This is a genomic window from Neobacillus sp. KR4-4 (assembly GCF_042136325.1).
GTDB lineage: Bacteria > Bacillota > Bacilli > Bacillales > Cytobacillaceae > Neobacillus.
The window spans coordinates 81,713-108,295 of the sequence record NZ_JBHHJU010000018.1 but is presented as its reverse complement, the minus strand read 5'-3'; the positions used below and the strand labels follow the sequence as shown (position 1 = coordinate 108,295).

The 26,583-nt window shown below is 40.0% G+C and carries 25 protein-coding genes and 2 rRNA genes; 16 read left to right on the top strand and 11 right to left on the bottom strand.

The features are described from left to right. A 23S ribosomal RNA gene (locus ACE198_RS18015) occupies positions 1-128 on the top strand; the annotation flags it as partial. 76 nt (positions 129-204) lie between these two features. After that, positions 205-321: ribosomal RNA gene (rrf, locus tag ACE198_RS18010) — 5S ribosomal RNA — on the top strand. Positions 322-474: 153 nt separating this feature from the next. Here rrf and ACE198_RS18005 read toward each other — a convergent pair. Both ACE198_RS18005 and ACE198_RS18000 read right to left on the bottom strand, forming a co-directional pair. Next, a complete protein-coding gene (locus tag ACE198_RS18005; protein ID WP_375376527.1) occupies positions 475-1,269 on the bottom strand; it encodes an SDR family NAD(P)-dependent oxidoreductase in 795 nt (264 codons plus the stop codon). Further along, positions 1,266-2,390, bottom strand: coding sequence for an oxygenase MpaB family protein (locus tag ACE198_RS18000; RefSeq protein ID WP_375376526.1), 1,125 nt, complete (start codon positions 2,388-2,390; stop codon positions 1,266-1,268). Before ACE198_RS18000 ends, ACE198_RS18005 begins: the two co-directional genes overlap by 4 nt. Positions 2,391-2,851: 461 nt before the next feature. On the opposite strand from ACE198_RS18000, the gene ACE198_RS17995 reads away from it, so the two are divergent. The 6 genes from ACE198_RS17995 (at position 2,852) to ACE198_RS17970 (ending at position 11,423) form a co-directional block, all read left to right on the top strand. Further along, entirely contained in the window at positions 2,852-3,880 is a 1,029-nt protein-coding gene (locus ACE198_RS17995) for a LacI family DNA-binding transcriptional regulator (RefSeq protein WP_375376525.1), read from the top strand. A gap of 174 nt (positions 3,881-4,054) precedes the next feature. Continuing rightward, positions 4,055-5,326, top strand: coding sequence for an ABC transporter substrate-binding protein (locus ACE198_RS17990; protein ID WP_375376524.1), 1,272 nt, complete (start codon positions 4,055-4,057; stop codon positions 5,324-5,326). Between the two features lie 62 nt (positions 5,327-5,388). After that, the gene (locus tag ACE198_RS17985; protein ID WP_375376523.1) at positions 5,389-6,306 is read left to right on the top strand and encodes a carbohydrate ABC transporter permease; all 918 of its coding nucleotides are present in this window, start codon (positions 5,389-5,391) and stop codon (positions 6,304-6,306) included. After that, a complete protein-coding gene (locus ACE198_RS17980; protein WP_375376522.1) occupies positions 6,306-7,136 on the top strand; it encodes a carbohydrate ABC transporter permease in 831 nt (276 codons plus the stop codon). Before ACE198_RS17985 ends, ACE198_RS17980 begins: the two co-directional genes overlap by 1 nt. 19 nt (positions 7,137-7,155) lie before the next feature. Then, positions 7,156-10,317, top strand: coding sequence for a glycoside hydrolase family 2 TIM barrel-domain containing protein (locus ACE198_RS17975; protein ID WP_375376521.1), 3,162 nt, complete (start codon positions 7,156-7,158; stop codon positions 10,315-10,317). A 440-nt stretch (positions 10,318-10,757) separates the two neighbouring features. Then, complete coding sequence (locus ACE198_RS17970) at positions 10,758-11,423, top strand: DNA-binding response regulator (RefSeq protein WP_375376520.1); 666 nt, start codon at positions 10,758-10,760, stop codon at positions 11,421-11,423. A 378-nt stretch (positions 11,424-11,801) separates the two neighbouring features. Here ACE198_RS17970 and ACE198_RS17965 read toward each other — a convergent pair whose 3' ends face one another. Genes ACE198_RS17965 through ACE198_RS17955 form a run of 3 tightly spaced genes read right to left on the bottom strand, consistent with a single transcriptional unit; the run spans position 11,802 to position 14,711 of the window. Next, positions 11,802-12,158, bottom strand: a complete 357-nt coding sequence (locus ACE198_RS17965; protein ID WP_375376519.1) for a cupin domain-containing protein — start codon at positions 12,156-12,158, stop codon at positions 11,802-11,804. 22 nt (positions 12,159-12,180) lie between these two features. Further along, a complete protein-coding gene (gene lsrK / locus ACE198_RS17960) occupies positions 12,181-13,740 on the bottom strand; it encodes an autoinducer-2 kinase (RefSeq protein ID WP_375376518.1) in 1,560 nt (519 codons plus the stop codon). A gap of 50 nt (positions 13,741-13,790) precedes the next feature. Continuing rightward, positions 13,791-14,711: a sugar-binding transcriptional regulator gene (locus tag ACE198_RS17955; protein ID WP_375376517.1), complete on the bottom strand. Its 921-nt coding sequence runs from the start codon at positions 14,709-14,711 to the stop codon at positions 13,791-13,793. 345 nt (positions 14,712-15,056) lie between these two features. On the opposite strand from ACE198_RS17955, the gene ACE198_RS17950 reads away from it, so the two are divergent. From ACE198_RS17950 to lsrF, 5 genes are read left to right on the top strand one after another with little or no spacing between them, the layout of a single operon-like run. Next, entirely contained in the window at positions 15,057-16,568 is a 1,512-nt protein-coding gene (locus ACE198_RS17950; protein WP_375376516.1) for a sugar ABC transporter ATP-binding protein, read from the top strand. Continuing rightward, positions 16,561-17,544 carry an ABC transporter permease gene (locus ACE198_RS17945; RefSeq protein ID WP_375376515.1) on the top strand — a complete coding sequence of 328 codons (984 nt, stop codon included), beginning with the start codon at positions 16,561-16,563 and terminating at the stop codon, positions 17,542-17,544. Before ACE198_RS17950 ends, ACE198_RS17945 begins: the two co-directional genes overlap by 8 nt. 20 nt (positions 17,545-17,564) lie before the next feature. Continuing rightward, the gene (locus ACE198_RS17940) at positions 17,565-18,563 is read left to right on the top strand and encodes an ABC transporter permease (protein WP_375376514.1); all 999 of its coding nucleotides are present in this window, start codon (positions 17,565-17,567) and stop codon (positions 18,561-18,563) included. Positions 18,564-18,577: 14 nt separating this feature from the next. Then, the gene (gene lsrB / locus ACE198_RS17935) at positions 18,578-19,645 is read left to right on the top strand and encodes an autoinducer 2 ABC transporter substrate-binding protein LsrB (RefSeq protein ID WP_375376530.1); all 1,068 of its coding nucleotides are present in this window, start codon (positions 18,578-18,580) and stop codon (positions 19,643-19,645) included. Positions 19,646-19,683: 38 nt separating this feature from the next. Beyond that, positions 19,684-20,562 (top strand): 3-hydroxy-5-phosphonooxypentane-2,4-dione thiolase, encoded by an 879-nt coding sequence (gene lsrF / locus ACE198_RS17930; RefSeq protein WP_098572746.1) that lies wholly within the window; start codon positions 19,684-19,686, stop codon positions 20,560-20,562. Between the two features lie 532 nt (positions 20,563-21,094). Here the strand turns inward: lsrF and ACE198_RS17925 are convergent. From ACE198_RS17925 to ACE198_RS17910, 4 genes are read right to left on the bottom strand one after another with little or no spacing between them, the layout of a single operon-like run. Next, positions 21,095-21,331 (bottom strand): spore germination protein, encoded by a 237-nt coding sequence (locus tag ACE198_RS17925; RefSeq protein WP_098576302.1) that lies wholly within the window; start codon positions 21,329-21,331, stop codon positions 21,095-21,097. A 56-nt stretch (positions 21,332-21,387) separates the two neighbouring features. Beyond that, complete coding sequence (locus ACE198_RS17920; RefSeq protein WP_098576303.1) at positions 21,388-21,621, bottom strand: spore germination protein; 234 nt, start codon at positions 21,619-21,621, stop codon at positions 21,388-21,390. Next, positions 21,618-21,884, bottom strand: a complete 267-nt coding sequence (locus tag ACE198_RS17915; protein ID WP_098576304.1) for a hypothetical protein — start codon at positions 21,882-21,884, stop codon at positions 21,618-21,620. Before ACE198_RS17915 ends, ACE198_RS17920 begins: the two co-directional genes overlap by 4 nt. Before the next feature lie 9 nt (positions 21,885-21,893). Beyond that, positions 21,894-22,127, bottom strand: coding sequence for a hypothetical protein (locus ACE198_RS17910; RefSeq protein ID WP_375376513.1), 234 nt, complete (start codon positions 22,125-22,127; stop codon positions 21,894-21,896). 222 nt (positions 22,128-22,349) lie between these two features. On the opposite strand from ACE198_RS17910, the gene ACE198_RS17905 reads away from it, so the two are divergent. Both ACE198_RS17905 and ACE198_RS17900 read left to right on the top strand, forming a co-directional pair. Further along, complete coding sequence (locus ACE198_RS17905; RefSeq protein WP_251463409.1) at positions 22,350-22,823, top strand: Hsp20/alpha crystallin family protein; 474 nt, start codon at positions 22,350-22,352, stop codon at positions 22,821-22,823. Between the two features lie 54 nt (positions 22,824-22,877). Next, a complete protein-coding gene (locus ACE198_RS17900) occupies positions 22,878-23,720 on the top strand; it encodes a hypothetical protein (protein ID WP_375376512.1) in 843 nt (280 codons plus the stop codon). A 726-nt stretch (positions 23,721-24,446) separates the two neighbouring features. Here the strand turns inward: ACE198_RS17900 and ACE198_RS17895 are convergent. Further along, on the bottom strand, positions 24,447-25,277 hold the full coding sequence (locus tag ACE198_RS17895) for a hypothetical protein (RefSeq protein ID WP_375376511.1): 831 nt from the start codon (positions 25,275-25,277) through the stop codon (positions 24,447-24,449). 297 nt (positions 25,278-25,574) lie between these two features. Here ACE198_RS17895 and ACE198_RS17890 point away from each other — a divergent pair, with 297 nt between their 5' ends. Next, positions 25,575-25,970 (top strand): VOC family protein, encoded by a 396-nt coding sequence (locus tag ACE198_RS17890; protein WP_251463406.1) that lies wholly within the window; start codon positions 25,575-25,577, stop codon positions 25,968-25,970. Between the two features lie 29 nt (positions 25,971-25,999). On the opposite strand, the gene ACE198_RS17885 is transcribed toward ACE198_RS17890, so the two are convergent. After that, positions 26,000-26,131, bottom strand: coding sequence for a hypothetical protein (locus ACE198_RS17885; protein WP_285851489.1), 132 nt, complete (start codon positions 26,129-26,131; stop codon positions 26,000-26,002). Positions 26,132-26,583 lie beyond the last annotated feature (452 nt).

The following is a 26,583-nucleotide window of genomic DNA, read 5'->3' as shown; positions in this document are numbered from 1 at the left end:
CTCAAGATGAGATTTCCCATAGCGCAAGCTAGTAAGAACCCTGAAAGATGATCAGGTTGATAGGTCAGAGGTGGAAGCGTGGTAACATGTGGAGCTGACTGATACTAATCGTTCGAGGACTTAACCATATTTTAAGGTGAACTCAAGTTTACAAACTTCTTCAGCATTATCTAGTTTTGAGGGAATGAAACCTCAATTAAATAGTCTGGCAGCAATGGCGAGAAGGTCACACCCGTTCCCATACCGAACACGGAAGTTAAGCTTCTCAGCGCCGATGGTAGTTGGGACACGCGTCCCTGTGAGAGTAGGACGTTGCCAGGCAAAAAAAAGACAACCATTTCCGGTTGTCTTTTTTTTGTGCGAAATTTGGAGCTGTCACTCTTTTAAGGGTTAAGCCTGATTAAAAACAAAAGCTGCCAAAAAGGCAGCTACGGTCATCATTTGTTTAATCCGGAAATTTGTAAAAGGTTATTCTTATTTTAAATGTGTTTTTATCTTTTTAGCAATGATGTCCGTTGCTTTTTTCGGATTTAAACGATATAAGAAGTCCATTATTTTTGCATCGTTACCGGCTAACACTCGGTATTTTTTATTTTCCATCCCTTTAATAATGATGGCAGCTGCTTCATTTGGGCTGAGCACCTTATACGAATGGTTGTCGGCACCTTCTAATTCAATTCTTGCATTTTTGACGATGTTCGTGTCGACTCCACCAGGAAAGACGATCGTTATGCCTACATTGGTATCTCTAAGCTCTAAATGAAGGCCTTCAGTTAACATTTTAACGGCCGCTTTGGATGCTGCGTAAACCGATTGAAGCGGTACAGGAAGAAATCCCCCCATGCTTGATACATTGGTTATGTGGGATTCTGGCCGATTTAAAAGGTATGGTAAGAATGATTTGCACATATAGAGCGTACCGTAAAAGTTGACATCCATCACTCTATGAATTTGTTCATAATCAAGATCATTCACACTATGAAACTGTTGAATAATTCCTGCATTATTAATAATTCCATCTATGCATCCGTGTACTGCAATGATCTCCTCTGGAAGCTTTTCCACATCATCTCTGTTAGCTAGATTAGCTATGTGTGTTGATATCTTGTCGTTTCCATAGACTGTTGCTAATGATTTTATTTCCTCTAGCCCGGATTTGTGGATAATGGCTGCGACTTTAGCTCCCTTTTCTAAAAGCTGACGAACGAGTTCACTTCCAATCCCGCCTCCAGCACCTGTTACGACAATGACCTTATTGAATACTTTCATGCAATTCCCCCAATTTCCTCAATCCCCCAAACCTTCCGCAGTTCAGTTGGTATGAGAAAGGGTGTGTATTCATAATCGGTCATCGCGAGTGATTGACGCTTAATTAAGGCTAACCCAAGCCGATTGACCATACTTCCCAAAAAGCCCGTATAATCTGAATCAAGAAAAAAGCCCATTAGCTCTTTGAATTTCATCAGTTTTTGCCAATTGGAGTGTGGAACATCCATCCAGTCTGCTATTTCGTTGCCTACGGTTTCTCGAATTAGAGCAGGGACCATGTTGTCAAACATTTCACCGGGAATGAGGCCTGCGTGAAATTCAAGGAGAGCACGAGTCATCTGGACTCCTTCAGGAGATGGTCCATGGTGTCTTTTTTTAATCATTTTCTCCAACTGCTTTGACTCTTCCATTGTTTCTGGGATATTATCTTCTCGAACTCCCAGTATGATTCCAATAATTTTCCAAAAATAGAGGTAATCTTCCGCTTGTTTCTCTGTTACTTTCATCCCTAAATGGCGAAGCCCATCTATGACGACTTTGGAAAAGGTTAATAGAGTACCAAGAAGATCCTCCTGACAAATGGGGATTCCATTTTCTTTTTCGTCCCATCTACTGGTCTTTTGAACCAAATACCGAATGGCTGAATGCATTAAACGGACTTTTTGAATCGCTTTGATTCCTTGTCCTCCGGATTCAAGTCCGCCTGGAGCCATGATATGAAGAACAAATTGCCCTGTTTCCGCTATCCTGCGGTAAGCGTTTTGGCCTAAGCGATAACTGAATGTAAGGACCTTCACACCTTTAACGGCAGCGTAACAATTCACAAGTGAGGCTGTTGATAATAAGAAGGTGATGGCAATCCCATGCTCCTGAAATAAATCAGTTGCGTTTCTCATTCTTGACCAATCCACGCCTTCTGGGCAAGAAACGGTATTCTTCAGCCAAAATTCAATGGTATCAGGCAGCTCTGCCGGATACTCCTGGTCATTATGCATCAATTGCTTCAATAAATTGTTTACGGAGCCAACCTGACTGTTCTTGAACAATTCTGCGATTATTCGGTCCAGAACTGGATCGCCTTCCATCCGTAACTTTTCCAAAGACTCGTCTGTATATAACATTCATTTCCCCCTCATTACTAACCGTTGGTAGATTAAAAGACTTGAAACATTTTACATATATATTCCTATTAGAATACTAATATGAAAAGTGCCTGACACCAATAGGTGATGAGTTCATTTTTAATGTAAGTTTATGAGAAACCCATCTAATTTTGTTAAAAGATGGGTTATTTCCTGCGAAATTAATAAATGCTTTTCGACATTCTTCTTGTCTGCTTTGCTGCTGAAATTCATATACATCAGTACTTGTAGAAGTTTTAACCAAACGTTTGAATAGTATAGCCTATACGTTATTTAGTCGAAAGAGTGTCGGTTGGTGAGGGTAAATTCCAATGCCTGTTACGCCCAGAGAAAGACAAAATACAACTCAATACCTTTCTTGTTAGAGATGCTAGATAAAGGCAACAATACAAGGTACAATATATAATGTAATTGGTTATATAGATAAAAGGGGAGTGTGTATGGTTACAAGAAAAGATGTGGCTCTGAAGGCAGGAGTTTCACCATCAACAGTGTCACGTGTCATCAATAATAATGGGTATGTTGCTATGGAAGTAAGAAAACGAATAGAAGCAGCCATTGCCGAATTGAACTACATACCGAACCGGGCAGCACAGAATTTACGGATGAAATCCTATAAACAAATTGCTTGTATCTCCCCCTCTATTAATAACTCCTTTTTTGCAGAAATGTTTATGGGGATAGAGGAAATGGCAATTGAGGTCGGATATTCATTATCTTTATATAATATTACAAAGAAAAAACCCGATTTTTTAAAGCAAGTTGTAGAAGGCCCTTATGATGGTTTGATTCTGCTAGCCTCACATGAATTAATTATGATTAAAGATATTCTCGAAAATATAAAAAAAATGCCACTGTCTATCTACTGGGATCGAATTGATAAACTAAACATTCCGCTTAAGGCAGAAATTCCTCATGTATATGTTGATTTAAAGAAAGTAATGAGGCAATCTGTAAACCATTTGATAACAAATGGACATAAGGAAATTCTTTTTTTAGGCCATTATTATCAAAAAGAAAAAAGCAGCAATCCAAGATACAAGGGCTATGAAATGGCTATGAAGGAACATAACTTAGAGATTAAGGAATATTATCGAATATTCGTTGAAATGTATGAAGATAAATTGACGACAGGGTATGAAGCGATTAAGATGTTATTGGATAAGGGGCGATATTTTACTGCTGTTGCTGCATCGAACGATTTGTTAGCTGCTGGGGCAATACGAGCGATTATTGAAAGCGGGAAGAAGGTTCCTGAGGATATTTCAGTCATTGGTGTGGATAATATTGAGTTAGCTAAAATTGTGACGCCCACGTTGACTACGATGAATATTCCAAAAAGGGAAATTGGCAAAATGCTCGTACAGCAGTTGATGGATCAAATTCAAAACGAAAATACAATTGAGAAAAGTGTTGAAGTTGAAGTAATGTTAAAAGAAAGAGAATCAGTGAAAAAATTAATGATTTAGTAATTTTGGATTGACAACGATTACAATTTAATTTATTTTAATAGCATAGCAGAATTTTTTAAATAATGTGGTTACGTGGCCATATTATTTTTTCTGTAATATGGTTACGTGGCCATATTTTTTTCTGAAGAGTGGTCACGTGACCATAGACTTTTAAAAAAAGGAGCGATAAAAATGAAAAGGTTCTCAGTATTATTGTCAGTATTATTGGTTTTATCAGTTTTCTTGACAGCCTGTAGCAGTGGAAAAGATGAGAAGGCTAGTTCTACTGATGGTAAGGTTACCATTACTGTGGCATCCTGGAATGCCGCTGCAGATGCTTTAACAGAACAAATTGAGGGATTTAACTCAAAGTACCCAGATATAAAAGTGGAAGTGCTACATACAGATACTGGATATTCTAAAGTTACCCCAGCTTTAGCAGCAGGAACAGGAGCTCCGGATATTATTCAAACACAAGCAAGGGATTTTCCGGCATTTCTTCAGAAGTTTCCTGATCAATTTGAGGATTTAACAGACGAAACGGAAAAATATAAAGATGATTTTATTGAGTCTTCTTGGAAAAGCGTTACACAAAATCAAAAAATATATGCCATGCCATGGGATGTAGGTCCAACGGCTTTATATTATCGAATTGATTTATTTGAAAAAGCAGGAATTGATGTTGAATCGATCAAAACATGGAGCGATTATATTGAAGCGGGTAAGAAATTAAAAGAAACATTCCCTGACACAGCGATGACCCTCTATACCGATGATTTTAATCTTTATGAAATCTTCTTAAACCAATTGGGTGGTTCTTATGTGAAAGATGGAAAAATTAATGTGAATTCACCGGAATCAGAAAAAGCACTTTTACTTCAAAAGAAAATGAAGGATGAGGGCATTGCCATTAATGTTCACGACGGAAATGGACGAATTCCAGCTTTAACGAACGATAAAGCTGCTAGTGTTATTTTACCTGTATGGTATGCGGGCACGTTAAGCCATTCTGTTGAAAAACAAGCTGGTAAATGGGGCATCGTTCCGATACCTGCTTTTGAGGAGGGTGGAAATACACAAGCCAATTTAGGCGGCTCTGTCTTAGCCGTGTCAAAACAGTCTAAAAATGCGGATGCAGCATTTAAATTTATTGAATATGTGTTAACTACAGATGAAGGTCAAAAGATTATGCTAAAATACGGACTTTTCCCTTCCTATACTCCTTTCTATAAAAATGAAGCATTTAATACAAAAGATGAGTATTTTGGTATGGAATTATATCCCTTCTTTGCGAAACAAACTACAACCATTAGAGATATGGAGTATGGTCCGATTATGTTAGATGCAACGAAACCGCTTAAAGATATGATTGACGGTGTGTTAGCAGGAAATAATGCCAAGAAAATGATGGGAACTGCTGCAGAATCTATTTCAAAATCTACTAAGCTTAAAGTAAATCATTAAAAAAACTAATAAAGTAGGTGTTTGCTAGTTAAACACCTACTCCTAATTTAGGAGGTGCCAAAATGAGGGAAACAGCTGTTGGAAAAATGACAAACCCTTCTGTTGCTAGTAAGAAAAAATGGAATCCAAAAACATTAACTCCCTACCTATTTCTATCGCCGTTTTTCATCGTGTTTGCCATTTTCATGGTGTATCCCATTTTTGAATCATTGTATTTATCCTTCACTTCAGCTCAAGGAAACCGTGCAGAATGGGTTGGGTTGGAAAACTTTAAAAACATTATAACGGACGGATTATTTTGGAAATCCTTATCCAACGTTTTTATCATTTTAATTGTTCAAGTGCCAATCATGCTTATTATAGGGACATTATTAGCTGTCCTATTAAACTCTAAATTTATTAAGGGAAAGGCCATCCTTCGATTATTTATCTTTTTACCGGTATTAATTGATTTAGTCACTTATTCTATTGTCTTTACCCTTATTTTTAATGAGCAATACGGAATGATGAATTACGTTTTAGGTCTCATTCATATTGACCCTATTCATTGGTTTAGTGACCCGTTCTGGTCGAAAGTGTTAATTATTATTGCGGTGACATGGAGATGGACCGGTTATAATACGATTATTTTGTTGGCAGGAATCACAACGATTGATAACTCGTTGTATGAATCCGCTGAAGTGGATGGGGCTAACAAGTTCACCCAATTCTTTAAGATCACCATTCCCATGTTAAAACCAATCCTGTTGTTTTGTGGAATTCTTTCTACCATCGGGACGATTCAATTATTTACGGAGCCTTCCTTATTAACCGCGGGCGGACCAAACAATGCTACCAATACACCTATTATGTACCTTTACCAATTTGGATTTCAAAGCTTCCAATTTGGGTATGCATCAGCCGCGGCGTACATCATTACCATTATTGTTGGTATTATTAGTTTCTTCCAAATCAAAGTTTCAAAAGGAGGAGAGATTTAATGAAAGGATCATCCTACTTAACAAAATCAGCAGGATATCTATTTTTAATTCTGGTTAGTATTGCTTCAGTGTACCCATTTTATTGGATGTTTGTGGGTTCCACTCTATCTGATAGTGACATTTTTCAAAGTCCTCCCAAGTTATTACCGAGTGGGGAGTTTTTTAATAACATAACAGGACTCTCGGCTTCTGCTCCTATTTGGCAGGCATTGGGTAATAGTTTACTCATCTCCACCATCTTTACGATTGCTACATTATATTTGTGTGCGATTGCAGGATATGCCTTCGCTAAATATGAGTTTAAAGGGAAAAATATCATGTTCGTTATTGTATTAATTACGATGATGCTGCCACACCAAGTGACATTAATTCCTTTGTTCAAAATGATCATCGGGTTCGGCTGGCAAGATCAACCCCAGTCAGTCATTTTACCGGCGCTCGCGAACGCCTTTGGGGTCTTTTTTATGAGGCAAAATATGATGAGTATTCCGACTGAAATGATAGAAGCGGCGAGAATTGATGGGGCTAGTGAAATGTCCATTTTTCATAAAATTATCTTGCCTACATCTTTACCGCCATTAGCTGCTTTGGGTATATTGAGCTTTATCCAACAATGGGGCAATTATTTGTGGCCGCTCATTATTTTACAGGATCGTGAGAGTACAACGTTACCTGTTCTATTATCTCAGTTAGTGGCACCAGGCCAGGTCGTCTATTATGGCCAAGTATTAGCGGGAACAGTTATCAGCATTGTTCCGGTATTAATCTTATTCCTGTTATTGCAAAAGTATTTTATCAGCGGCATATATGGCGGATCTGTTAAAGGATAATATCGAGAGGAGAATAAGGATGCGTTTACAACATGATTGGGAAAACTTGAATGTGTTACATAAGAATCGACTGCCAGCCAGGTCAACCTTTTTTAGCTATAAGAGTAAACAAGAAGCCCTTACGTATGAACGAGGGGACTCACAGGGTTTCTTATTGCTCAATGGAAATTGGAAATTTCATTACGCGAACTCACCGATGGAATCGCCGAGTAATTTTTACAAGGAGGATTACTCTACTGATCATTGGGCGGATATTACCGTTCCATCTCATTGGCAATTAAATGGGTACGGAAAACCGCACTATACAAACGTCCAGTATCCTTTTCCAGTAGAACCTCCGTATATTCCATCAGAGAATCCAACGGGGTCTTACAGCCGCACCTTTTATGTCGCGAAGGAAGCCTTACAAGGGAAGGTTCATCTTATGTTTGAGGGTGTTGATAGCTCTTTCCATGTTTGGGTGAATGGATATTTCACAGGATATAGTCAAGGCAGCCGACTTCAATCAGAGTTTGATATTACCCATTTTGTAAGAGAAGGCGAGAACCGGATCTCCGTACGTGTCTATCAATGGGCCGAATCCTCTTATATTGAAGATCAAGATATGTGGTGGTTAAGCGGAATTTTTAGGGATGTTTATATTTTCTCAAAACCGGATGTGCATATCCGCGATCTGTTTTTGAATGGTACTTTAGAACCTGGCTATCAAGATGGCCGACTTAATTTTGAGATCGCTTTATCAGGAGCGTATCAAGATCATTCAGTGGAAATAGAAATCCAACAGGAGGGCACTGTTGTCGCTTTACACAAACAAGGTGCAGCGGATGAAACGGTGACAGGTTCGATCCATTTGGATCAAGTGAAATCATGGAATGCTGAAACTCCCTTCTTATATGATGTGGTGGTTACTCTATTAAATCCTGAGGGGGAAGTGGTAGAGGTTATTCCACATAAATGCGGATTTAGGACGGTTGAGATTAAAGGCGGTCAATTACTCGTAAATGGTGTAGCTATTATGTTTAAAGGTGTAAATCGACATGACGCCCATCCTGATTACGGAAGGGCTGTCCCATTACGTTCCATGATTGAGGATTTAGTTTTAATGAAACAGCATAACATTAATGCCATCCGGACCGCGCATTATCCAAACGACCCGAGGTTCTATGATCTTTGTGATCAATTTGGCTTTTATGTGATTGATGAAGCTGATCTTGAGTGTCATGGGTTGACCAGGATTGGGCAGCCACATGTATTAAGTAATGATCCAGCATGGGAACATGCCTATTTAGATCGAATGGAAAGATTGGTAGAAAGAGATAAAAATCATCCTTCCGTCATTATGTGGTCATTAGGGAATGAGTCCGGTTTTGGACAAAATCATGTTTCGATGTATGAATGGGCAAAAAGAAGAGACCCTTCAAGACTTGTCCACTATGAAGGGGAGACGAGAGAAATTTTGTTGGAGGATCACTTTATCCCAACGAAGGATCCAGTAGCAACGGATGTTCATACGTCCATGTACACGCCAATTGAAAAATTAAAGGTAATTGGGGGATTAACCTACTTAAACAAGCCTCATATTTTATGCGAATATGCTCATGCAATGGGCAATGGGCCAGGTGGTTTCAAAGAATATTGGGAGACCTTTTATGCCTATGATCGATTACAGGGCGGTTTTGTATGGGAATGGGTTGACCACGGCTTACGCCAATTCACAGAAGAGGGTAAGGAATATTTTGCATACGGCGGTGATTTTGGGGAGACACCACATGATGGAAACTTTGTGATCGATGGATTGGTTCGACCGGATCGTGAGCCATCCCCAGCCTTAGCTGAATTTAAAAAGGTGATTGAACCAGTTGTCACATCCCATTTTAATGATAAAGAAAACACCATTCTTGTCCAAAATCGATTTGACTTTTCCGATTTATCAACGTTACAGTGTGAGTGGTTTATTGAAGCTGACGGGCAAATCCTTGCAGGTGGAATGGTCGATGTTCCAGCCATTCCTGCAAACACAGCTAAGGTGGTTGATTTACCAATTCATCTACCGACAGTGGTGAAGGTAAATACAGATTATTGGTTAAATCTCGTTTGGAAGACGAAAGAAAAGACACGATGGGCTGATTCAGGTCATACGGTTGCGTGGTCACAATATGAACTCCCAATCTCTCGTTTTGCTCAGATTGAATCACAATATTTAGGCCAATTAACGGTTCAAGATAAAGCTTCCACCACGAAAATAGCCGGACCTGCCTTTGAATTGACCTTTAATAAACAAAATGGCCGAATAGAAGATTTTTGTTTTGATGGTCAACTTGTGATGTCGAAGGGACCCATGTTACATTTCTGGAGAGCACCAATCGATAATGACTTGTTGGGTTCTGAAGAATTTAACGCAAGCTCGGTTACCAAACGATGGAAGGAATTTGGCGTACATGCCATTCAGCATCGAGTAATTGGAACGGACGTCACCATCAGTGAAGATCTCCAGTCTGTTGTCATTCAGAGTGAAGCCAAACTGGCACCACCGGTTCTTGCGTGGGGATTCCATGTGGCCTATCTCTATACCATTCATGCGAATGGAAGAATTGTAGTGGAGATCAAGGGTGTGAAAACTGGCGAGGCACCTCAGTATCTGCCGCGAATTGGCGTGGAGATGGTGGTAGAAGATACCTACGATTACGTGCAGTGGTATGGACTAGGGCCCAATGAAGCCTATAGTGATAGCAGGCAGGCGTCGAAGATGAGCATTTGGTCATCAACCGTTGATAATTTGCATACGCCGTATGTGTTCCCGCAGGAAAACGGGAACCGCCATCAAACAAAATGGGCAAGTTTTACAGAAGAGAGTGGAAAAGGATTGTTCATCAGTGGCTCCACTTTTGATTTCACGGCAAGCTATTATACGGTTGAACAGTTGGAGGCCGCTAAACATACATGTGACCTATTTAAAATGCCGTATATCACCTTACATGTTGATAAACAGCAATATGGTCTGGGCTCAGCCAGCTGTGGTCAAGAAGTGCAGGAACAGTATCGCTTGGAAAACGAAAACTTTGAATTTACATTTTCAATGCTGCCATATGATGAAAATGCCTATTCACCAATTGCTTTAAGTAAAAAGTTTATTAGTGTAACAGAAAAAGCGAAGAATGTATGTAAGAGTGAAATAATTTAATAGAATGTATCCCCTTCATCATGTGGAGGGGATATATTTTTCTGGTAAAATTTAAGTACCCCTATTTTATAAAGAAAATAAATTGACAAATTGAGGAATTTTATTAAACTAAAGGTAGTTTGTTTATCCTCAAATTCTTCACTAAAAATTCATTTAATATTAGCTGCTCCGCAAGTCTTTATTTGTCTTTACTTTCTTCAATGGAAGCCACATTAACCTCTTTTTTTCACTCACATTAACAATCAATAACGTTTATGAATCTGTCCGAAGTTCCAATCAATATAGGCATCGAATATGTATGCAAAGTTTGATAATAGAAGAAATGGAGGGAAAGACCGGGTTCCCAATTAATTAAGGTTTGTCCACTAAATTTTTGTTTAAATGATGATTGGCCATTGTATAAAAAGGTTGCAATAAAAGATGATGAGGAGAGGGATACAATGGGATTTGAAGAAGAATATCAGGCCTTTTTAAATGCTCATTTACAGGTACGAACCGGTGAAAGGCTGCGACGCTTACAGGAAGGTCATAACCAGGCTGAAAGATTGTTTTTGAAACAAGTGTGGTGGCCTTTATTTTACCATTTTCGGTATCTTCATCCTGAGTATGAAGTTGATGATTTCAAGGATGGCAAAAGGTATTTGGATTTTGCCTATATTCGTCCCGCCATCCGGATTTGTTTTGAGGTCGACGGGTATGGCCCTCACCTAAAGAACATTAGCAGATGGCAATTTTCCGACAGCCTGGAACGTCAAAACCAGTTGGTGATTGATGGATGGACCGTGATTCGCTTTTCTTATGACCAAGTTAAAGAAAAGCCTCGTCAATGCCAACAGATTGTTCAACAAGTGATTGGCCAATGGCTGGGGGATGAACTGGATCAGACATCTCTTTCCTTTGTCGAAAAGGAAGTGCTCCGGTTAACGATTCGAAAAGGAGAAGCCATATCCCCTAAAGAAGTCGAAGCGTATTTGAGGCTAAGTGACAAGACGGTAAGGAAGGTATTTTCTCAACTAGTCTACAAAAATATGTTGATTCCCGCATCCGGGGTTAAGAGGATCCGCACTTATCAGTTGGGGGATCAGGTTAAGCATCCGATCAGATAATTAGGCGGAAAAATTCCGCTTATTTAGAAATTATCATTGAAAATAACCAAAATAGCCGAAGAAATTCCGCCTATTTACTCGAAAGACGTGAAAATGGGGGATTTTGAATTGCATAAGCGGAAAAACTTCTCTTATTTACCCCGAAACGAGCTCCATTCTGCATTTAACCGGAAAAACTCCGCTTATTTTACTTTCGCTGATTAAGGACAATAGACATCTTATATAAATGAAAGTGAGACGGGATGGGTTTTGAATATGTAACTAAAAGTGCCTGACACCCTTGGGGGTGTCAGGCACCGTTCCTAAAATCCTATCCACTAGTTGTACAAAGCAAGACTTGCGATTGATCTCTATAAGAACCGTCCCTTGGCAGCCTCGCTACTTACCATATGGACGGTATTCGACCTCGATTTTATCTTTTTCATGGTAGGGTGCCAGCATAAAGGCCGCTTTAAGGAGGGTATCTCCCTTATTAATTAAATAGTGGACCTTTTTTGGCTCCACATGGATAAAATCTCCTTGTTTACATTGGAAAATCTCCTCGTCAATATGAATTTCCAGTTCGCCTTCTAAAATAAAGAAATTTTCTTCCATGAAGTTATGATAATGGGCTGTAAAATCCTGTCCTGGCTGCAGGACAACGATACCAAAGTTCATTCGGGGTCCTTTTTGCAGGTACTTAGGACCGCTGTCACCAAATCGGTATTCTCGCTCATTCTCGTTAATAACAGTCATTCTGTTTCACTCCTTTGGATGTTTATAGTCCTGGGGCAATCCACATATGGTTGGTGTGTCCTTGATCTGCCAGCTCTAGTTGTACCTTGTACACAGCTTCCCACTTTTTATATACCACTTCATAAATGAAGTGATTCGAATTGTTTGGTTCAAAGGTTTTTTCGAACTTAACCACTTGAGTAATGGCTTCATTAAAGCTTTCAAAAATGCCCGCTCCTACACCAGCACAAATGGCCGCACCCAGAGCTGTCGATTCCTTTACCACTGGAACTTTTACCTTTATATTCAGAACATCGGCAACAATTTGGCACCATAGATCACTTTTTGAAGCCCCGCCTCCAAACACAATCGTTTCCGGTGCTTTGTTTGTTATTTTGGAAATGATGTCAATATTGCCCTTTGTGACAAAAGCGGCATTTTCCATAATGGCCCGGTAAAACGTTGCTTTATTATAGGAACTATCAAACTTGAAATCTATGAAACTTGGTGCCGCATGTTTCCATGAAAAGTAGTTCATTTTATCGGAAAACGTACAAATCATTCCATTGCAGCCTGCCGGTACTTGTTGTGCTCTTTTCTCCATTTGGGCATAAATGCTTTCCCCGTTTTCCTTCTGAAGAAAGGCTTCAAGCTCACAAAACGTATCCCTGAACCATCTCATGATCAGTCCAGGAAAGAAGGCGATGGCTTCATATTGCCAAGTATTTGGGATGGCATGGCAATTCACTCTTACTTTACAATCATCATTGATTTCTACTTGATTGGTTGTATATTCATATTGCCAAAAGCTCCCGCCTAAAACAGCTGCATCCCCTTCATTGATGACCCCCATGCCAATGCAGCCTAATTGGGCATCGCCGCCTCCTGCCACCACGACCGTCTGCGTGCTTAATCCAGTAAGGGCGGAAAATTCCTCGGTAACCTGGCTAATAATGGATCCGCTTTCATTTACAATCGGAAAAATATCCCCACTAAGACCTACCTTCTTCGCAATGCTTGGATCCCAAACTCTTTTCTTAATATCAAAAAGTCCAGTGGTGCAGCCATTAGAAGGTTCAACAGAGATCACCCCGGTCATACGATAGGTAATCCAGTCGTTCAGCATGGTAACGTATCGAACCTTTTGATAGGTTTCAGGGAGATGATTTTTTACCCAAAGGATTCTGGGGATTGCGCCTAATGAAAAGGTCTGTCCGGAAATCTGATGAATGTCTGATTCAAGTGTGTCACTTATTTTACAAAGGTAAGCCACTTCCTCGTTGGATCTTGAATCTACGTTGGCACAGGCCCATAATTCCTTCCCGGTTTCATCGTATAGGATAATGGCTTCACGCATACTTGTGGTGGAAATCGCCACAATGTTTTCGGGGTTAACCTTACTCTTTGCCAAGATTTCCTTTATTAATTGGATGATCATGTCTATATTTTTCTCGATAGCAAAGTCCATGGACCCTGGATACCGCTTATCTTCATGGTGGGTCCATTCTGATTGGGCAACAAATTGTTCATGGCCTAGTGTATTAAATAAAATGACTCTGACACTGCCGGTTCCGGCATCAACCGCCATTAAGTACTTTTCCATGTTATCGCTCTTCCTTTCTATCATAGTCGGGATTCATGATCAGGAGCATTTCATTCAATGAGACTTTTAGCCACCACTTCATCTGTTATTAATACATTGATATAGCCCCCTTTTAGGGCGCCGATAATCGCCTCCGTTTTTTCCGTTCCTCCTGCCACGGCCACCACATGGTTCAGTGATTTTAATAAATGGATATCGGTACTAACTAGCTGCTTATGCAAGGGAAGATCTAGAACCTGGCCATTTCGATCATAAAATTGGCTTAATAAATCTCCTGCAGCCCCCAATGATTTATAGATTTCCATTTCATGCGTGCTCAAATATCCTTCCTTTACAAGGGTGGCCCGTTCGTTAACTGCTCCAATGCCGATGATGGTAATTGTAGAATAAGGGATCATTTCAAAGATTTTCTTGATTGGTTTTTCATTAATTAACTGTTCGGCGAGGTGCTCTGTAGATGTTAATAATGGGGCTGGCATAATGTAATGGGTGTAATTGGGATTGGTGTAATAATCGGATGATGAATCGATCGCTGTGGGAATGTAGAATTTGACGCCCCCGGATAGCGAGACGAAGGTGACTTTATATTTCGTTGAGATGTTTAAATGTCCCAAGGTTCCTGAAACGGCTTGCCCATACCCAACATTAATCATGGTGTCGCTGGTAATTCGGTCTTGGATATAGTGGGCGGCGGCTTTTGTCAGACTATCTAACGGATTTTCGGTAGAGGCGGGAACGATATAAATATCTTGTAATTGATATTTCTGCTTGATTTGATTCTGCAAATCGATGTTAGCCAATTTTTCTAGGTTAATTTTAAATTGGATAATGTTATTGGCTTTCGCGATCTCTAGGTATTTAATCACTTTCATTCTTGATAGATTTAAAGACTCGGCGATCTCATTTTGCGTCATTCCTTCAATGTAATATTTCCATGCGATTTTTATGATCAGGCTATTTTCATATAACATGTTCTTCACTCTTTACAGTTTATTTTTGAAACAAAAGTTTTATGTTAAAACAATTGTGATACTTTTGCATGACGGTAGAACAAAAGTAGCAGCCCAATCTCTTATCGTTATAAGTCAATCATCCTTCTCTATTGTCATAAGCATGTAATGAATAGTATGCCTAGTTCATATAATCTACGAGGGAATCATTCATTAGGTGTTAAGGCTTGTTTTTTAAATTTGCAATATCAAAGATCTATAGAAGGGTTACTAGCAATAATATGTTTATTCGTTAATAAAATGTATGAATCCGTAATAGATTTATTAGTAAGCGGTTACAAAAATAGTCTAAGGGAGGGGGTTAGGATGAAAGCGCCGAGGAACTTAGTGAGATTGGAGAATATTCGGAAGGCCTTTAACCGAAACATCGTTTTGGAGGGTGTTTCATTAGAACTGAATGAGTCAGAAGTAATAGCGATCATCGGCGGTAATGGAGCAGGGAAGAGTACCTTAATGAAAATCCTCACAGGGATCTACAAGGCGGATGACGGGGTTATTGAGATTGCTGGTGAAACGGCGGATCATCTCAATCCTTCTTCGGCACATGAAAGAGGCATTTATTTAGTACCACAGGAACCTTTGCTATTCCCCAATATGACGGTGGAACAAAACCTCACGATTGGATTTAGTAATGATAAACATAAAGTCAGAGAAGAAGCGGCAAAGCTCATTAAAGAGTTAGGCTGGAATCTTGATTTGAACCGGTTAGCGGTTACATTAAGTATCGCTGAACAACAACAGCTTGAGATCATAAAGGGACTTTTAAGAAAGTCAAAAGTGTTGATTCTGGATGAACCCACCTCTACCTTAACGTTTTCAGAAACAGAGTCATTATTCAAAGTGATTAAACAGTTGAAAAATGCTGGGGTTGGAATCTTCTATATTACCCACCGTCTTGATGAAGTCTTTCAGATTTCCACCCATGCCGTCCTATTACGGGACGGAAGGGTAACGCTTCAAGGGAAAATTGAGGAGTTCACGAAAGACCTGTTGATTCAAGGGCTGCTCCCAGTTGGAAATAATAAAAATCATTACGAAGATCCATTCAAAAGGCGAGGGGCTGCTCGCGAGGGAGAAGAACCGATCCTTAAAGTGGAAAACATCGTTGGCGATGGATTTAAGAATATTAGTTTTGAAGTTTATAAGGGAGAGGTTGTCGGTCTGGCTGGGCTTGTCGGTGCCGGAAGAACAGAGATTGCGGAAGCGATTTATGGCATTCATCCGATTGAGAGCGGAAAAGTCTATCTGGCTGGAAAGGACATTACCAAGTTATCCGTAAATGAAACGGTGGACAGTGGGTTGGCTTATATTCCGGAAGATCGCTTTTTAAACGGTATTTTTTCGATCACCTCCGTGAGAAATAATATCACCTCTCAACTGATTAAACGACACGGTTTTTTTACCAAGAAAAAGGTAGAAGAACAAGTGGCCGGTCAGTATATTGATCGATTATGGATTAAGGTGAATTCTGGGGAGGATGAAATAAAATCTCTTTCAGGCGGTAATCAACAGAAGGCTGTGATTGCAAGGGCGTTATCCATGAACCCTAAATTAATTATTATGGATGAACCAACAAGGGGAATTGATGCGGCAGCAAGGGGTGACATCTACTCCATTCTGTCAGAATTAAAAAGCCAGGGATTTTCCATTCTCCTCATTTCCTCTGATTTAGAAGAAATCGAAAGAATGAGCGACCGCATCTATGCTGTCTATCAGGGGACCTGCGATGTTTGCCTACAAGCAGACCAAATCAATGCGGTCAATGTGATGAAGGCAGCTTTTGGAACATTTAAAGGAAGTGATCAGACACATGCCTAGGGTCAGAAACATATTCAAACAACGGGAATTTAGAACGTTCCTATTTCTAGTCCTTCTATTTATGATTGTGGGCGTTATCAACTCTGACTATTTATCCTTACAAAATATCGATCGATCCTTGAAAAGCAGCTTGCTTTATATTGTTCTTGCCGTTGGTATGACCTTTGTTCTATTAACCGGGAATTTGGATATTTCCGTAGGCGGAACGCTGGGATTAAGTGCAGCTGTGTGCGGAACGATTCTTCGCGATGGAGGAACTATCCTTCTAGCTGTGATCGCTGCCATACTTATTGGGGCTATCGTTGGACTCATTAATGGATTTGGCGTGATCAAGTTAAAAATTTCTTCGTTTATTATGACGATAGCAATCCTTTCCATTACGAGAGTGATTCAAGTTATTTATACGGACGGAAAATGGGTAGAGAATATACCTGCAAACTTTAAAGAGCTTTCGAATATAGACATCTTTGGAATTAATTTATTATCCTTCCTCGTTATTGCGGGGGTCATATTCGTTCAGTTATATCTATCTAGAAGCAGTAGAGGAAGATATTACAACGCGATTGGTGATAACAAAGATGGAGCCATTTCCTTAGGGATTCCTGTGAATCGATATATTGCCTATTCCTTTGTCATTTCTGGCATCTGTGCTTCTTTAGCTGGATTAATCTTTGTTAGTCAGATTGGCTTTGTCTCCACCAATGCTGGAGCAGGAATCGAGTTGACGGTGATCGCCGCTTGCGTTCTTGGAGGGGTGTCATTGATCGGCGGGATTGGGACGGTTGTTGGAGCGGCCTTGGGTGCGATTATTTTAACGTCCATCAACTCTGCTCTAGTTTATATGAAAGTGCCGGCCTTTTGGAATGATACGATATCTGGTTCTCTATTAATCATCATTGTCGTGATTGATGCCCTGCTTGCGTTTCATGCGAATAAAAAGGCAAAGAAAGTAAGATTAAATGCGAGGGTTCTGTAAAAGGAGGTGCAGAAATTTTCATGTTAACTAAAATCCCGAAATGGAACCTTACCTTATTCGTCTTAATTATTACTGAAATCATCGTTTTTGGAATGATTAATCCAAGATTCTGGAATGTCACCATCTTGTTAAATAGCTTTAACGATTTTATTGCGATTGCCATGATTGGCTTTTTTGTCACACTGGTGGTGATTACAGGTGGAATAGACATTTCAGGCGTTTCCATTATTGGATTAACCTCTGTTGTCACGGGGCTTTTGTCGCAAGTGGCAGGGGTCAATATCTGGGTTTCTATCCTTTGTGCAATTTTGATTGGCGGGGTATGCGGTCTTCTTAATGGAGTTCTTATTGCGTATGGAAGAGTTCAAGCGATGGTCATCACCCTTGGCGCCATGCTTTTATATAGCGGGATCGCCATTGTACTGGTGGGATTGTCTGGAGTCAGTACCTATGAAGGGATTTCGGGATTTCCTGAGAGTTTTAGCAGCATTGCCAATGGAGAGGTACTGGGAATCCCTCATGCTGTGCTTCTTTTTATCATCATGTTTCTCATTGCTTATATTCTCCTGCACCGCACAAGGTATGGCAGATATATATACTTGACAGGCATTAACCAAAACACCGCTGATTACTCCGGAATCCATACGAAAAGAATCATTGCTAGTACCTATGTTCTATCAGGGTTAAGTGCTGGGATTGCAGGGGTTGTATTAACTTCCTATTTAGGCAGTGCCAGAGCTGATTATGGTGCAGAGTATCTAATGCCCATTCTCACCGTTGTTGTGTTAGGAGGGACATTCATTACAGGAGGTAAAGGGGGTGTTGTCGGGACAGCCTTAGCTAGCATTATATTAGGATTTATGCAGATAGGATTGCAAATGGCCGGGGTTTCTACCCAATATATAGGATTAGCTACTGGGGTTCTTCTTATCGTATCTGTCGCATTCTTGGGCATAAATCCAGATTTCAGATTGAACATGAAGAGGATCTTAACACAAAAACAACATATTGGGGGTTAGGGACAGTGAGAAAAATAAAGTCTATTAAAATAGTAAGTTTGATGGCGATTCTGACATTATTATTAGCTGCCTGCGGTTCCAATGACAATGCTTCCGGAGACGGGGGTAAAAAGAAAGATTCGAAAGATATTCAGGTGGTGTTTATTCCAAAAATGACAGGGAATGCCTTCTTTGAGTCTGGAAACGATGGGGCCCAAGAAATGGCCAAGAAGGTTGGTTTTAAAGTGAAGTACGATGGTGCGCCTGAAGGTACGGTGGCGAATCAAGTACAAATTATTAATAGTGCCGTCAATAGCGGTGCGGATGCGATTGCCATTTCTTCTGTCTCTTCTGATGGTTTGAATCAAGCTTTGAAAAAAGCATTAGATGCCGGCATTAAGGTGGTCACATGGGACTCAGATGTGGATCCTAAATATCGTTCTGTTTATGTAGACCAAGGTACACCGGATATCCTAGGAAAAATGCTTGTTGACATGGCTGCCCAGCAAATGGATAAACCTGATGAGGCGAAGAAAATTGCCTGGTTCTATTCCAGCCCGACCGTTCCAGACCAAAACTCATGGGTGAAAGCCGCAAACCAATATATTAAAGAAAAATATCCTAAATGGGAATTGGTTACGACTCAGTTTGGTGATGCCAATGAACAAAAATCCTTACAAGTGGGAGAAAGTATTTTAAGTTCTTATCCTGATATTGATGCGGTCATTTGCCCGGATTCCACCGCCCTTCCGGCCATGGCACAAGCGGCTGAAAATAAAGGGCTAAAAGCGGATGATGTCATTATTACAGGATTTGCTTCTCCAAATTCGATGAGGCAGTTTATTGAGAATGGAACGATTACTAATCATGGGTTGTGGGATGTAAAAGATCAAGGTGCTCTTGCTGTGTATGTGGCTTATTGGCTGGCTCAAGGGAAGGATTTAAAGGTTGGGGACTCTTTGGATGTTCCTGATATGGGTTCCGTAAAAGTAGAGCCAAACACCATCCAGGGCTACGATTATACGGCAGATGATTCCGGTATTATCGTGCTGCCGGAACGGATTGTATTTACAAAAGACAATACGAAAAACTACGATTTTTAATAGTAAAATAGAGTATTTGTTATAAAGGAGTTGGAGAAATGGCTGATACACAAGGCAACAGAAACGCAAAGGATTTTTCTGAGAATATACCGTTCGCGAACAATGGGAATTACCATGTAAAAGGGGCAAACCACCTTGATTGGGGAATGAAGGATCGGTTATCGAGAATCTTTAACCCGGACACAGGAAAAACGGTCATGTTAGCGTTTGACCATGGCTATTTCATGGGGCCAACTTCTGGGTTAGAGAGATTAGATTTGCTGATTCCTAGATTGGCAGATTATGCGGATTGTTTGATGGGGACGAGAGGGGCCATCCGCAGCAGTGTCCCGCCGACCTTTAATAAAGCGATCGCCTTACGAGCTTCCTCTGGTTCCAGTGTGCTCCAAGATGACCTGAGTCATGAATCCATGGTCGTTGATATAGAAGATGCGATTAAGATGAATGCCAGTGCGATCGCGATTCAAACCTTTATTGGCTCTGATGGGCAAAAGGAAACCATCGAAGAGTTAAACCGGGCCGTTAACCTTGGCTCAAGATACTCCATTCCAACATTAGGTGTTTGTGCGGTTGGTAAAGAAATGGAGCGCACCACGAGCTTCTTCTTGTTAGCGACAAGGATGCTGGCTGAATTTGGTGCACAAATGGTTAAAACGTATTACTGTGATGATTTTGAAAAAGTCGCCTCAGCATGCCCAGTCCCATTAGTAGTGGCAGGCGGTAAGAAATTACCAGAAAAAGATGCTCTAACTCTAGCCTATAACTCTATTCAAGGCGGAGCCGCGGGTGTTGATATGGGAAGGAATATTTTCCAATCTGAACACCCCGAAGAAATGATTCAAGCGGTGATTAAGGTCGTTCATGAAGGGTTTACCGATAAAGAAGCGTTTGAGTTTTACCAGCATCTCATAAACTAATTTAACAAGGGTCAGTCCCCCGCTGCTTTAAAGTAGTGGGGGACTGACCTTTTTTTCTATTTATCATATTACGAATCTCCGTATTGATTTCGTGCAGGTATGAGAATCAATAGGCGGAGAATTTCCGCCTATTGTAAAAAGAGGAGGCTTAAGAAGCAGATTTAAGCGGAGATATTCCGGTTAACTGCTCTTAATATGACAAAATCCAAAGATTTGGACCATATAACCGGAAAAAACTCCCTTATTCTTAAGGAAATATAGGTATTTCCCAATTTAGCCGGAAATTTTCCTTTTATTTTTCATCACTCAAGAAAAATTAGATGGTTGGCATTTGGTGTTAAGTAAATATACGTATGGAAAACCTACTCGTATCAGGGAACATCGGAATGGCTCCCCATTTTTCTTTTTTGATGTGTCATTTTGTGCATTACTTCGATCGAATACATTTCTCTATAGGGAATCAAGGTTAATAGAAAAAGGCGAGACCTAATTAATTTAGGAATCGCCTTTTTCACCATAAATGATATAAGTGTCAAACGACACTATTTTTAATAGAATTGCTGTCACTGACATCAGGATCAACTATGTTATTGGAGGAGAGATTAACAGGGGATAAGTCACCGAGTACTTCTCCAAATGCCTGATTTCGCTTATAGGAAATAAATTGGTCAATTATTTGTAACGAACCCGTATTTGCGACTGCTCCATTGTCCACGCTATTAACTTTCACGCCCAACACATTGATGACCATCGGAGAAATAAAAAACATATAAACACTCCTAGTTTTTAATGTATACCCTAAGCTTAGGACGATGGAACAAGACGTTATAGAATACTTGATTTTACGGAAGAACTATCAACCATATCATTGTCAAACACCCATGAGGTTGATAACAGAGTAGGGGATAAGTCTCCGTTTTGTTCTCCAATTCCTTGATTACGCTTATAGGAGACAAACAAGTCTAAGTGCTGACATGGCCCTAGATTCACCACTGCTCCATTGTCCATACCATTAATTTTAATACCCAGAATATTTAGTGTAGCAGGCGCAAATGTCATGGGCTCACTCCTGGAATTGGCATTTTGGACGTTGAGTCAAAGGTAGAGTTGGAATCCAGTTGATCACGGTCATCCACGAAACTTCTTGTACCAAGAAAGTTGCTTCCGTCTCCCATATTTTGGCCGAGGCCCATATTTTTTTTGTCTGAATTATGCCATTCAGCTAGTAGGTTTTGCCCGACATTGATGGCTGAGGCATTCTCAAAAGAATTTACCTTTATGATATTGATATTGATGTTGATGTAAGGAACCGGACCAGACATAAAACCCTCCTAAGCATTTTTATTTTTTTGTGACATGCTATCTTTAAACTCATTATCAATGGTTGAAGAGACGGTGAAAGCTCTAATTGTACCATCTGCAAATTGCTGGCCAATTCCTTGGTTTTTCTTTGCACTTACATTTTTGTTTTGAATCATCGTTGAATTTAATGATACTGAACTTAAATGATCAACATTATTCAGTTTTATACCTTTAATATTGATCGTCGTTGGTAAAAAGAACATAGACCAGAATCCTTTCCGTTCAACCCCCGGGATACTTAAAGCCTATGCGGGACACAGGATGATTATGTTAGGACATTACGTGTAGATACATCATTCTGTTTTTTGAATTTTTTTAGGTAATTATCCTTTTTTCATGAATGATTTGATAAATCATAAATAGGATGAATATAGGATGCACATTTATAAATGGACCAGCTTTATACTTCTGAGGAGGATCCATACATGGATATGAATAAGATGTTACAATGGATGGATTTAGCAAAGAATTATCAATCCAATGACTTTTGGAGTGGGATTTTTGAGCAGCCCTCCTTTGATGAATTTATGAAAAGTAATTTTGATTTTGGTCAGCCCGGAGAGGCAAAATCAGAACCTGTCAGGGGAAAAAATTTTCCGCCAACCGATATTTATTTGACAGACAGAGAGGTTATATTGGTCGCCGATCTGCCTGGTTATTTAAAAGAAGATATCCAGTTGTCGGTATCAGGCATCAAGGTATTAATAAAAGGAAGCAAAAAAAACCTCATCCAAGGGGAAGTGGTACAGCAAGAAAGAAATACTGGAGATTTCGAGCGGATCATCCAGCTTCCGGAACCTGTGCTGCCCAAACAAGTTAGTGCAAAGTTTAGCAATGGCTTGTTGATTGTTACTTATAAACGGCATTATTTTAACGAAGAACAGGTGCCCATCGAATAAACAATACACAGTTTCTACTAAAGGAAAATAAATCATAGTTTGCGGGGATTTACTATGCCTATTAAAAGGATATTCGGCCGAAATAATGAGGAAAATTCGATAAACAGCACCAATGATTACGATAAGCAAATTCTACGGATCAACGCACTGGAAGTCCAAATGAAAAAATTATTAGAGTTTGAAAAAGAAATTCGGCTAGCGAAGTATGGAACTGACAAACTTGTGAAAGACAAGAGATCATGGACCGAGCAGAAAAAAGTGGAGGCCAATAAGTCTGAACAGGAGTTTCACTCGAAAAGGAACGCTGAAAATAATCTGCAAGTTCAAAAAGTCAATGAGCTGTCACAAAGGATCGACCATCTGGAGAAACTGGTTCAAGAAATGATGAGGTTAAACCATCGTCCCAGGGAAAATAGGAGCTCCGGGCAAGAACAGAGTGACTCCTTCTCTATCATAAACAGGAAGGTTCGTGAGCTGGAGAAAAATTATCTAATGGTAAATGAGGTACAAGCTGGGATTCTCAAACAAATGGAAGAATTAGCAGAGAAGCTGGAAAATTGGGAGAAACCAGAAAGGGAAGAGACAGAGCAGCATCCTATTATCAATACATTGTATATTGATAAATTTTATTTAGATAAGTACGAACAAACCAATAATCTTGGCCAGATTGGCATTCATGAGTTGAGCGGGGCCCTAAATATTGGAGCGACCTATGGAAAAGATGTGGTTCCTAAACAAGTTACGGAGGAAATAAAAGAGGAAATGGAAAAAATCAAGGACGACATGGCGGAAAAGGAAAAGCCGCAAACTAGTACAGACGAAGCGGACAAGCCTCCAAAAGATGAATCATCGGATGAGGGGGAGGAAGAAGAGTACATTGAGATTGAGATTGAGTGAATGGTGAGGTCAATAGGGATCAGACCCTAAAAGGCTGAGGATTTCCGGCTAATGTAGGGGTTCTAGTTGAAACTTAAATCCATTCTGTGTTTCTTACGCAGGCGACATAAGTACCAGTTATTACACTAGTAAATGCTTTAGATGCGGTAAGCTAAGTAGAAATCATTATTAAGCAGTTGGGGGGGCTGACCCCCGCACATGGGATGGGATGATTATTTATCTGATGCAATATAGGAGAGTTTCTCCATCCAGCCGTTCTCTATGTAAATTTTCGCTGCATCTTCAACAAACCCTCAAATGTTTTTTAAGGACCTGCCATAGAGCAATCCTCGTTGTAGATAACTTTCACTTTGCTTGAAAAATAAACGGAAAAATTCCGCTTAAATTGGGAAATATCCATATTTCCTTAAAAATAAAGGAACTTTTTCCGCTTATATGATCCAAATCTTTGGATTTTTTCTTATTTAGAGCAGTTAGGCGGAATATCTCCGCTTATATTGCCTTTTAAGCTTCCTCTGCAAACATTAGCCGGAAATTCTCCGCTTATGAACTCTCCTACCTACAATTAAAAACTGTGCTGTTATAAGAATGGAGCTGTCGTGAGGGCGGAAAAACCAAATATACACAATCGAAAAGTTTCCAAACATCCAAAGTCTATGGTACACATTGACTCCCCCTCCTTATAGATTATCAAAAGGTTACACGTACTGCATGCAACAGCTGAATTTATAACGTTTTTTTATCCAAGCCTAACCGAAACTCAATTTTCGTATCATTTAAATCATACTTATCCTTGAGTAATTGATGAAAAAGTACGCAAAACTTATTCTCTGCGATTCCATAAAAATAGGCGAATGGATTTTTGACATTTCTGCTGAATTTCAGCTTCCTGATGAGCTGTTTAAAGGATTGGATGGCTACATTTTGGATGTGATGGATATCAAGGTCACCTTCGTAGCTGGATGCAGCTAAATTCACTGTTCTCCAATACTCTTCGATGGTCTTTGCCTCAGGAAAAAAGCATTTTACTAATTGTACGAAAGGCTGTGGAACTCGGTCGCTCACGTAGGTATGGTCTAATTCGGACGCTTCTTCTTTACGTTCTTTTATCTTTTGATCTTTTTCAGTTTTTGAAAGATTATTAGTTTCTTTAGGGTGGTTCAAGATTTCCTCTTTAGGTAGTTCATTTGAAGGAAAACGATTGATGATATATAAGTTACTAGATTGCGAACCATTCTTCCTTTCTGTTTCATAAACAGTGAGAATACCCAATTCTTTAGCTTTTTGGATCATTCGTTTAAAGGTAGAACGCGAGATTCCATTATGGTTGTATTCTTCGTGAATCGCTTTTAAGACCGTTCCAATTTTGGCATTGCATACGCCAGGTATTTTTGCAGAAAAACGAACCAGCCGCTTCAGCCCCACTAATTCTCCTTTAGAAAAATCTTGTTTGTGGAACGTTAACCACCTCTCGATATGTGAATTCAATTCCTTCAGCGAAGTAAATTGTGAAAACTGCTCGAATCCTTCAATATTGCCTGACTTTAAACCTGCCATTTCCGAACACCCTCTGCCGCATATTTTGTGCTTTCCAATTGTCAAATCAACAATTCTAGCACTTTCACCATAGCGGTTTTAGGAGCATGAATCGAATGACTAAAATTCAAATTTGAAGCCGTTTTTGGGGTGAAACGTGTCATTTTGGGGGTCAAATGTGAAATTTGAGGCCCATTTTTGCATTTTTAGCTATTTTTCCTATCAATTTAATATATCTTTAATGCAGTGCGTTGCTTTAGTTCACCAAGAAAATCCATTATACTAAATTTAGTACCTAATATTAGGAGGAGGATAAGAGTGGAAAAAATCACACCGTTTTTAATGTTTCAAGATGGCAATGCTGAAGAAGCGATGAATTTTTATATTTCCATCTTTGAGGATTCTCGAATTACCAACATTATTCGATATGGGGCTAATGAGGCTGGACCAGAAGGCACTGTCATGCAGGCTACTTTTACTTTAAAAGGGCAGGAATTCATGTGTATTGACAGTTTTGTCAAACATCAATTCACCTTTACACCGTCTTTCTCAAGCTTTGTTACTTGTAGTAATGAAGAAGAACTTGCCAATCTTTATGAGAAACTGATGGAGGGTGGACATGCCCTCATGCCATTAAACAATTATGGATTCAGCAAAAAGTTTGGCTGGGTCAATGACCGCTTCGGAGTTTCGTGGCAACTAAATCTTCCTTAACCTCTTTTAGGGATCAGTCCCCCACTGCTTTACCGTAGTGGAGGATTGACCCTTTTTTCTGCTTTCCCGTCAGTAATTACTCGGTCAATATCCAGATAAGGCTTCCCTTTTATTGCATCATTAGAAACAATTTTGACAGATCCCTTGCGATTGTCTTTCATCCAAATACTCCCTCCAAAATTTATACTAATGTTAGGGTGTACAATCTATAGATATTAAATACTGTATGATCTGTCCGAAGATGACCGAAGTTTGGACACAAGTACCTTTGAAACTATGAAAGCAGTCCGAAGACGCCCGAAGTTCGGACATGATTGCCATTGGAATCACCAGAGCTGTCCGAAGGGGACCGAAGTTCGGACATGATTGGGCTTTGAAAACACCAGAGCTGTCCGAAGGCAACCGAAGTTCGGACATGATTGCCATTGGAATCACCAGAGCTGTCCAAAGGGGACCGAAGTTCGGACATGAGTGCCATTGGAATCACCAGAGCTGTCCGAAGGCGCCCGAAGTTCGGACATGAGTGCTTTTGGAATCACCAGAGCTGTCCGAAGGGGACCGAAGTTCGGACATGATTGCCTTTAGAATCACCAGAGCTGTCCGAAGGCAACCG

Bases quoted from the DNA above. Each gene is read 5' to 3' on its own strand.
- ACE198_RS17945 (WP_375376515.1), top strand. From the start codon at position 16,561: ATGCCTAGGGTCAGAAACATATTCAAACAACGGGAATTTAGAACGTTC.
- ACE198_RS17900 (WP_375376512.1), top strand. From the start codon at position 22,878: ATGCCTATTAAAAGGATATTCGGCCGAAATAATGAGGAAAATTCGATA.
- ACE198_RS17975 (WP_375376521.1), top strand. From the start codon at position 7,156: ATGCGTTTACAACATGATTGGGAAAACTTGAATGTGTTACATAAGAAT.
- ACE198_RS17925 (WP_098576302.1), bottom strand. From the start codon at position 21,331: ATGTTTTTTATTTCTCCGATGGTCATCAATGTGTTGGGCGTGAAAGTT.
- ACE198_RS18000 (WP_375376526.1), bottom strand. From the start codon at position 2,390: ATGTTATATACAGACGAGTCTTTGGAAAAGTTACGGATGGAAGGCGAT.
- ACE198_RS17970 (WP_375376520.1), top strand. From the start codon at position 10,758: ATGGGATTTGAAGAAGAATATCAGGCCTTTTTAAATGCTCATTTACAG.
- ACE198_RS17920 (WP_098576303.1), bottom strand. From the start codon at position 21,621: ATGACATTTGCGCCTGCTACACTAAATATTCTGGGTATTAAAATTAAT.
- ACE198_RS17990 (WP_375376524.1), top strand. From the start codon at position 4,055: ATGAAAAGGTTCTCAGTATTATTGTCAGTATTATTGGTTTTATCAGTT.
- ACE198_RS17950 (WP_375376516.1), top strand. From the start codon at position 15,057: ATGAAAGCGCCGAGGAACTTAGTGAGATTGGAGAATATTCGGAAGGCC.
- ACE198_RS17915 (WP_098576304.1), bottom strand. From the start codon at position 21,884: ATGTCTGGTCCGGTTCCTTACATCAACATCAATATCAATATCATAAAG.
- ACE198_RS17955 (WP_375376517.1), bottom strand. From the start codon at position 14,711: ATGTTATATGAAAATAGCCTGATCATAAAAATCGCATGGAAATATTAC.
- ACE198_RS17995 (WP_375376525.1), top strand. From the start codon at position 2,852: ATGGTTACAAGAAAAGATGTGGCTCTGAAGGCAGGAGTTTCACCATCA.
- ACE198_RS17905 (WP_251463409.1), top strand. From the start codon at position 22,350: ATGGATATGAATAAGATGTTACAATGGATGGATTTAGCAAAGAATTAT.
- ACE198_RS17885 (WP_285851489.1), bottom strand. From the start codon at position 26,131: ATGAAAGACAATCGCAAGGGATCTGTCAAAATTGTTTCTAATGATGCA.
- ACE198_RS17940 (WP_375376514.1), top strand. From the start codon at position 17,565: ATGTTAACTAAAATCCCGAAATGGAACCTTACCTTATTCGTCTTAATT.
- lsrK (WP_375376518.1), bottom strand. From the start codon at position 13,740: ATGGAAAAGTACTTAATGGCGGTTGATGCCGGAACCGGCAGTGTCAGA.
- ACE198_RS17980 (WP_375376522.1), top strand. From the start codon at position 6,306: ATGAAAGGATCATCCTACTTAACAAAATCAGCAGGATATCTATTTTTA.
- ACE198_RS17910 (WP_375376513.1), bottom strand. From the start codon at position 22,127: ATGTTCTTTTTACCAACGACGATCAATATTAAAGGTATAAAACTGAAT.
- ACE198_RS17895 (WP_375376511.1), bottom strand. From the start codon at position 25,277: ATGGCAGGTTTAAAGTCAGGCAATATTGAAGGATTCGAGCAGTTTTCA.
- ACE198_RS18005 (WP_375376527.1), bottom strand. From the start codon at position 1,269: ATGAAAGTATTCAATAAGGTCATTGTCGTAACAGGTGCTGGAGGCGGG.
- ACE198_RS17985 (WP_375376523.1), top strand. From the start codon at position 5,389: ATGAGGGAAACAGCTGTTGGAAAAATGACAAACCCTTCTGTTGCTAGT.
- lsrF (WP_098572746.1), top strand. From the start codon at position 19,684: ATGGCTGATACACAAGGCAACAGAAACGCAAAGGATTTTTCTGAGAAT.
- ACE198_RS17965 (WP_375376519.1), bottom strand. From the start codon at position 12,158: ATGACTGTTATTAACGAGAATGAGCGAGAATACCGATTTGGTGACAGC.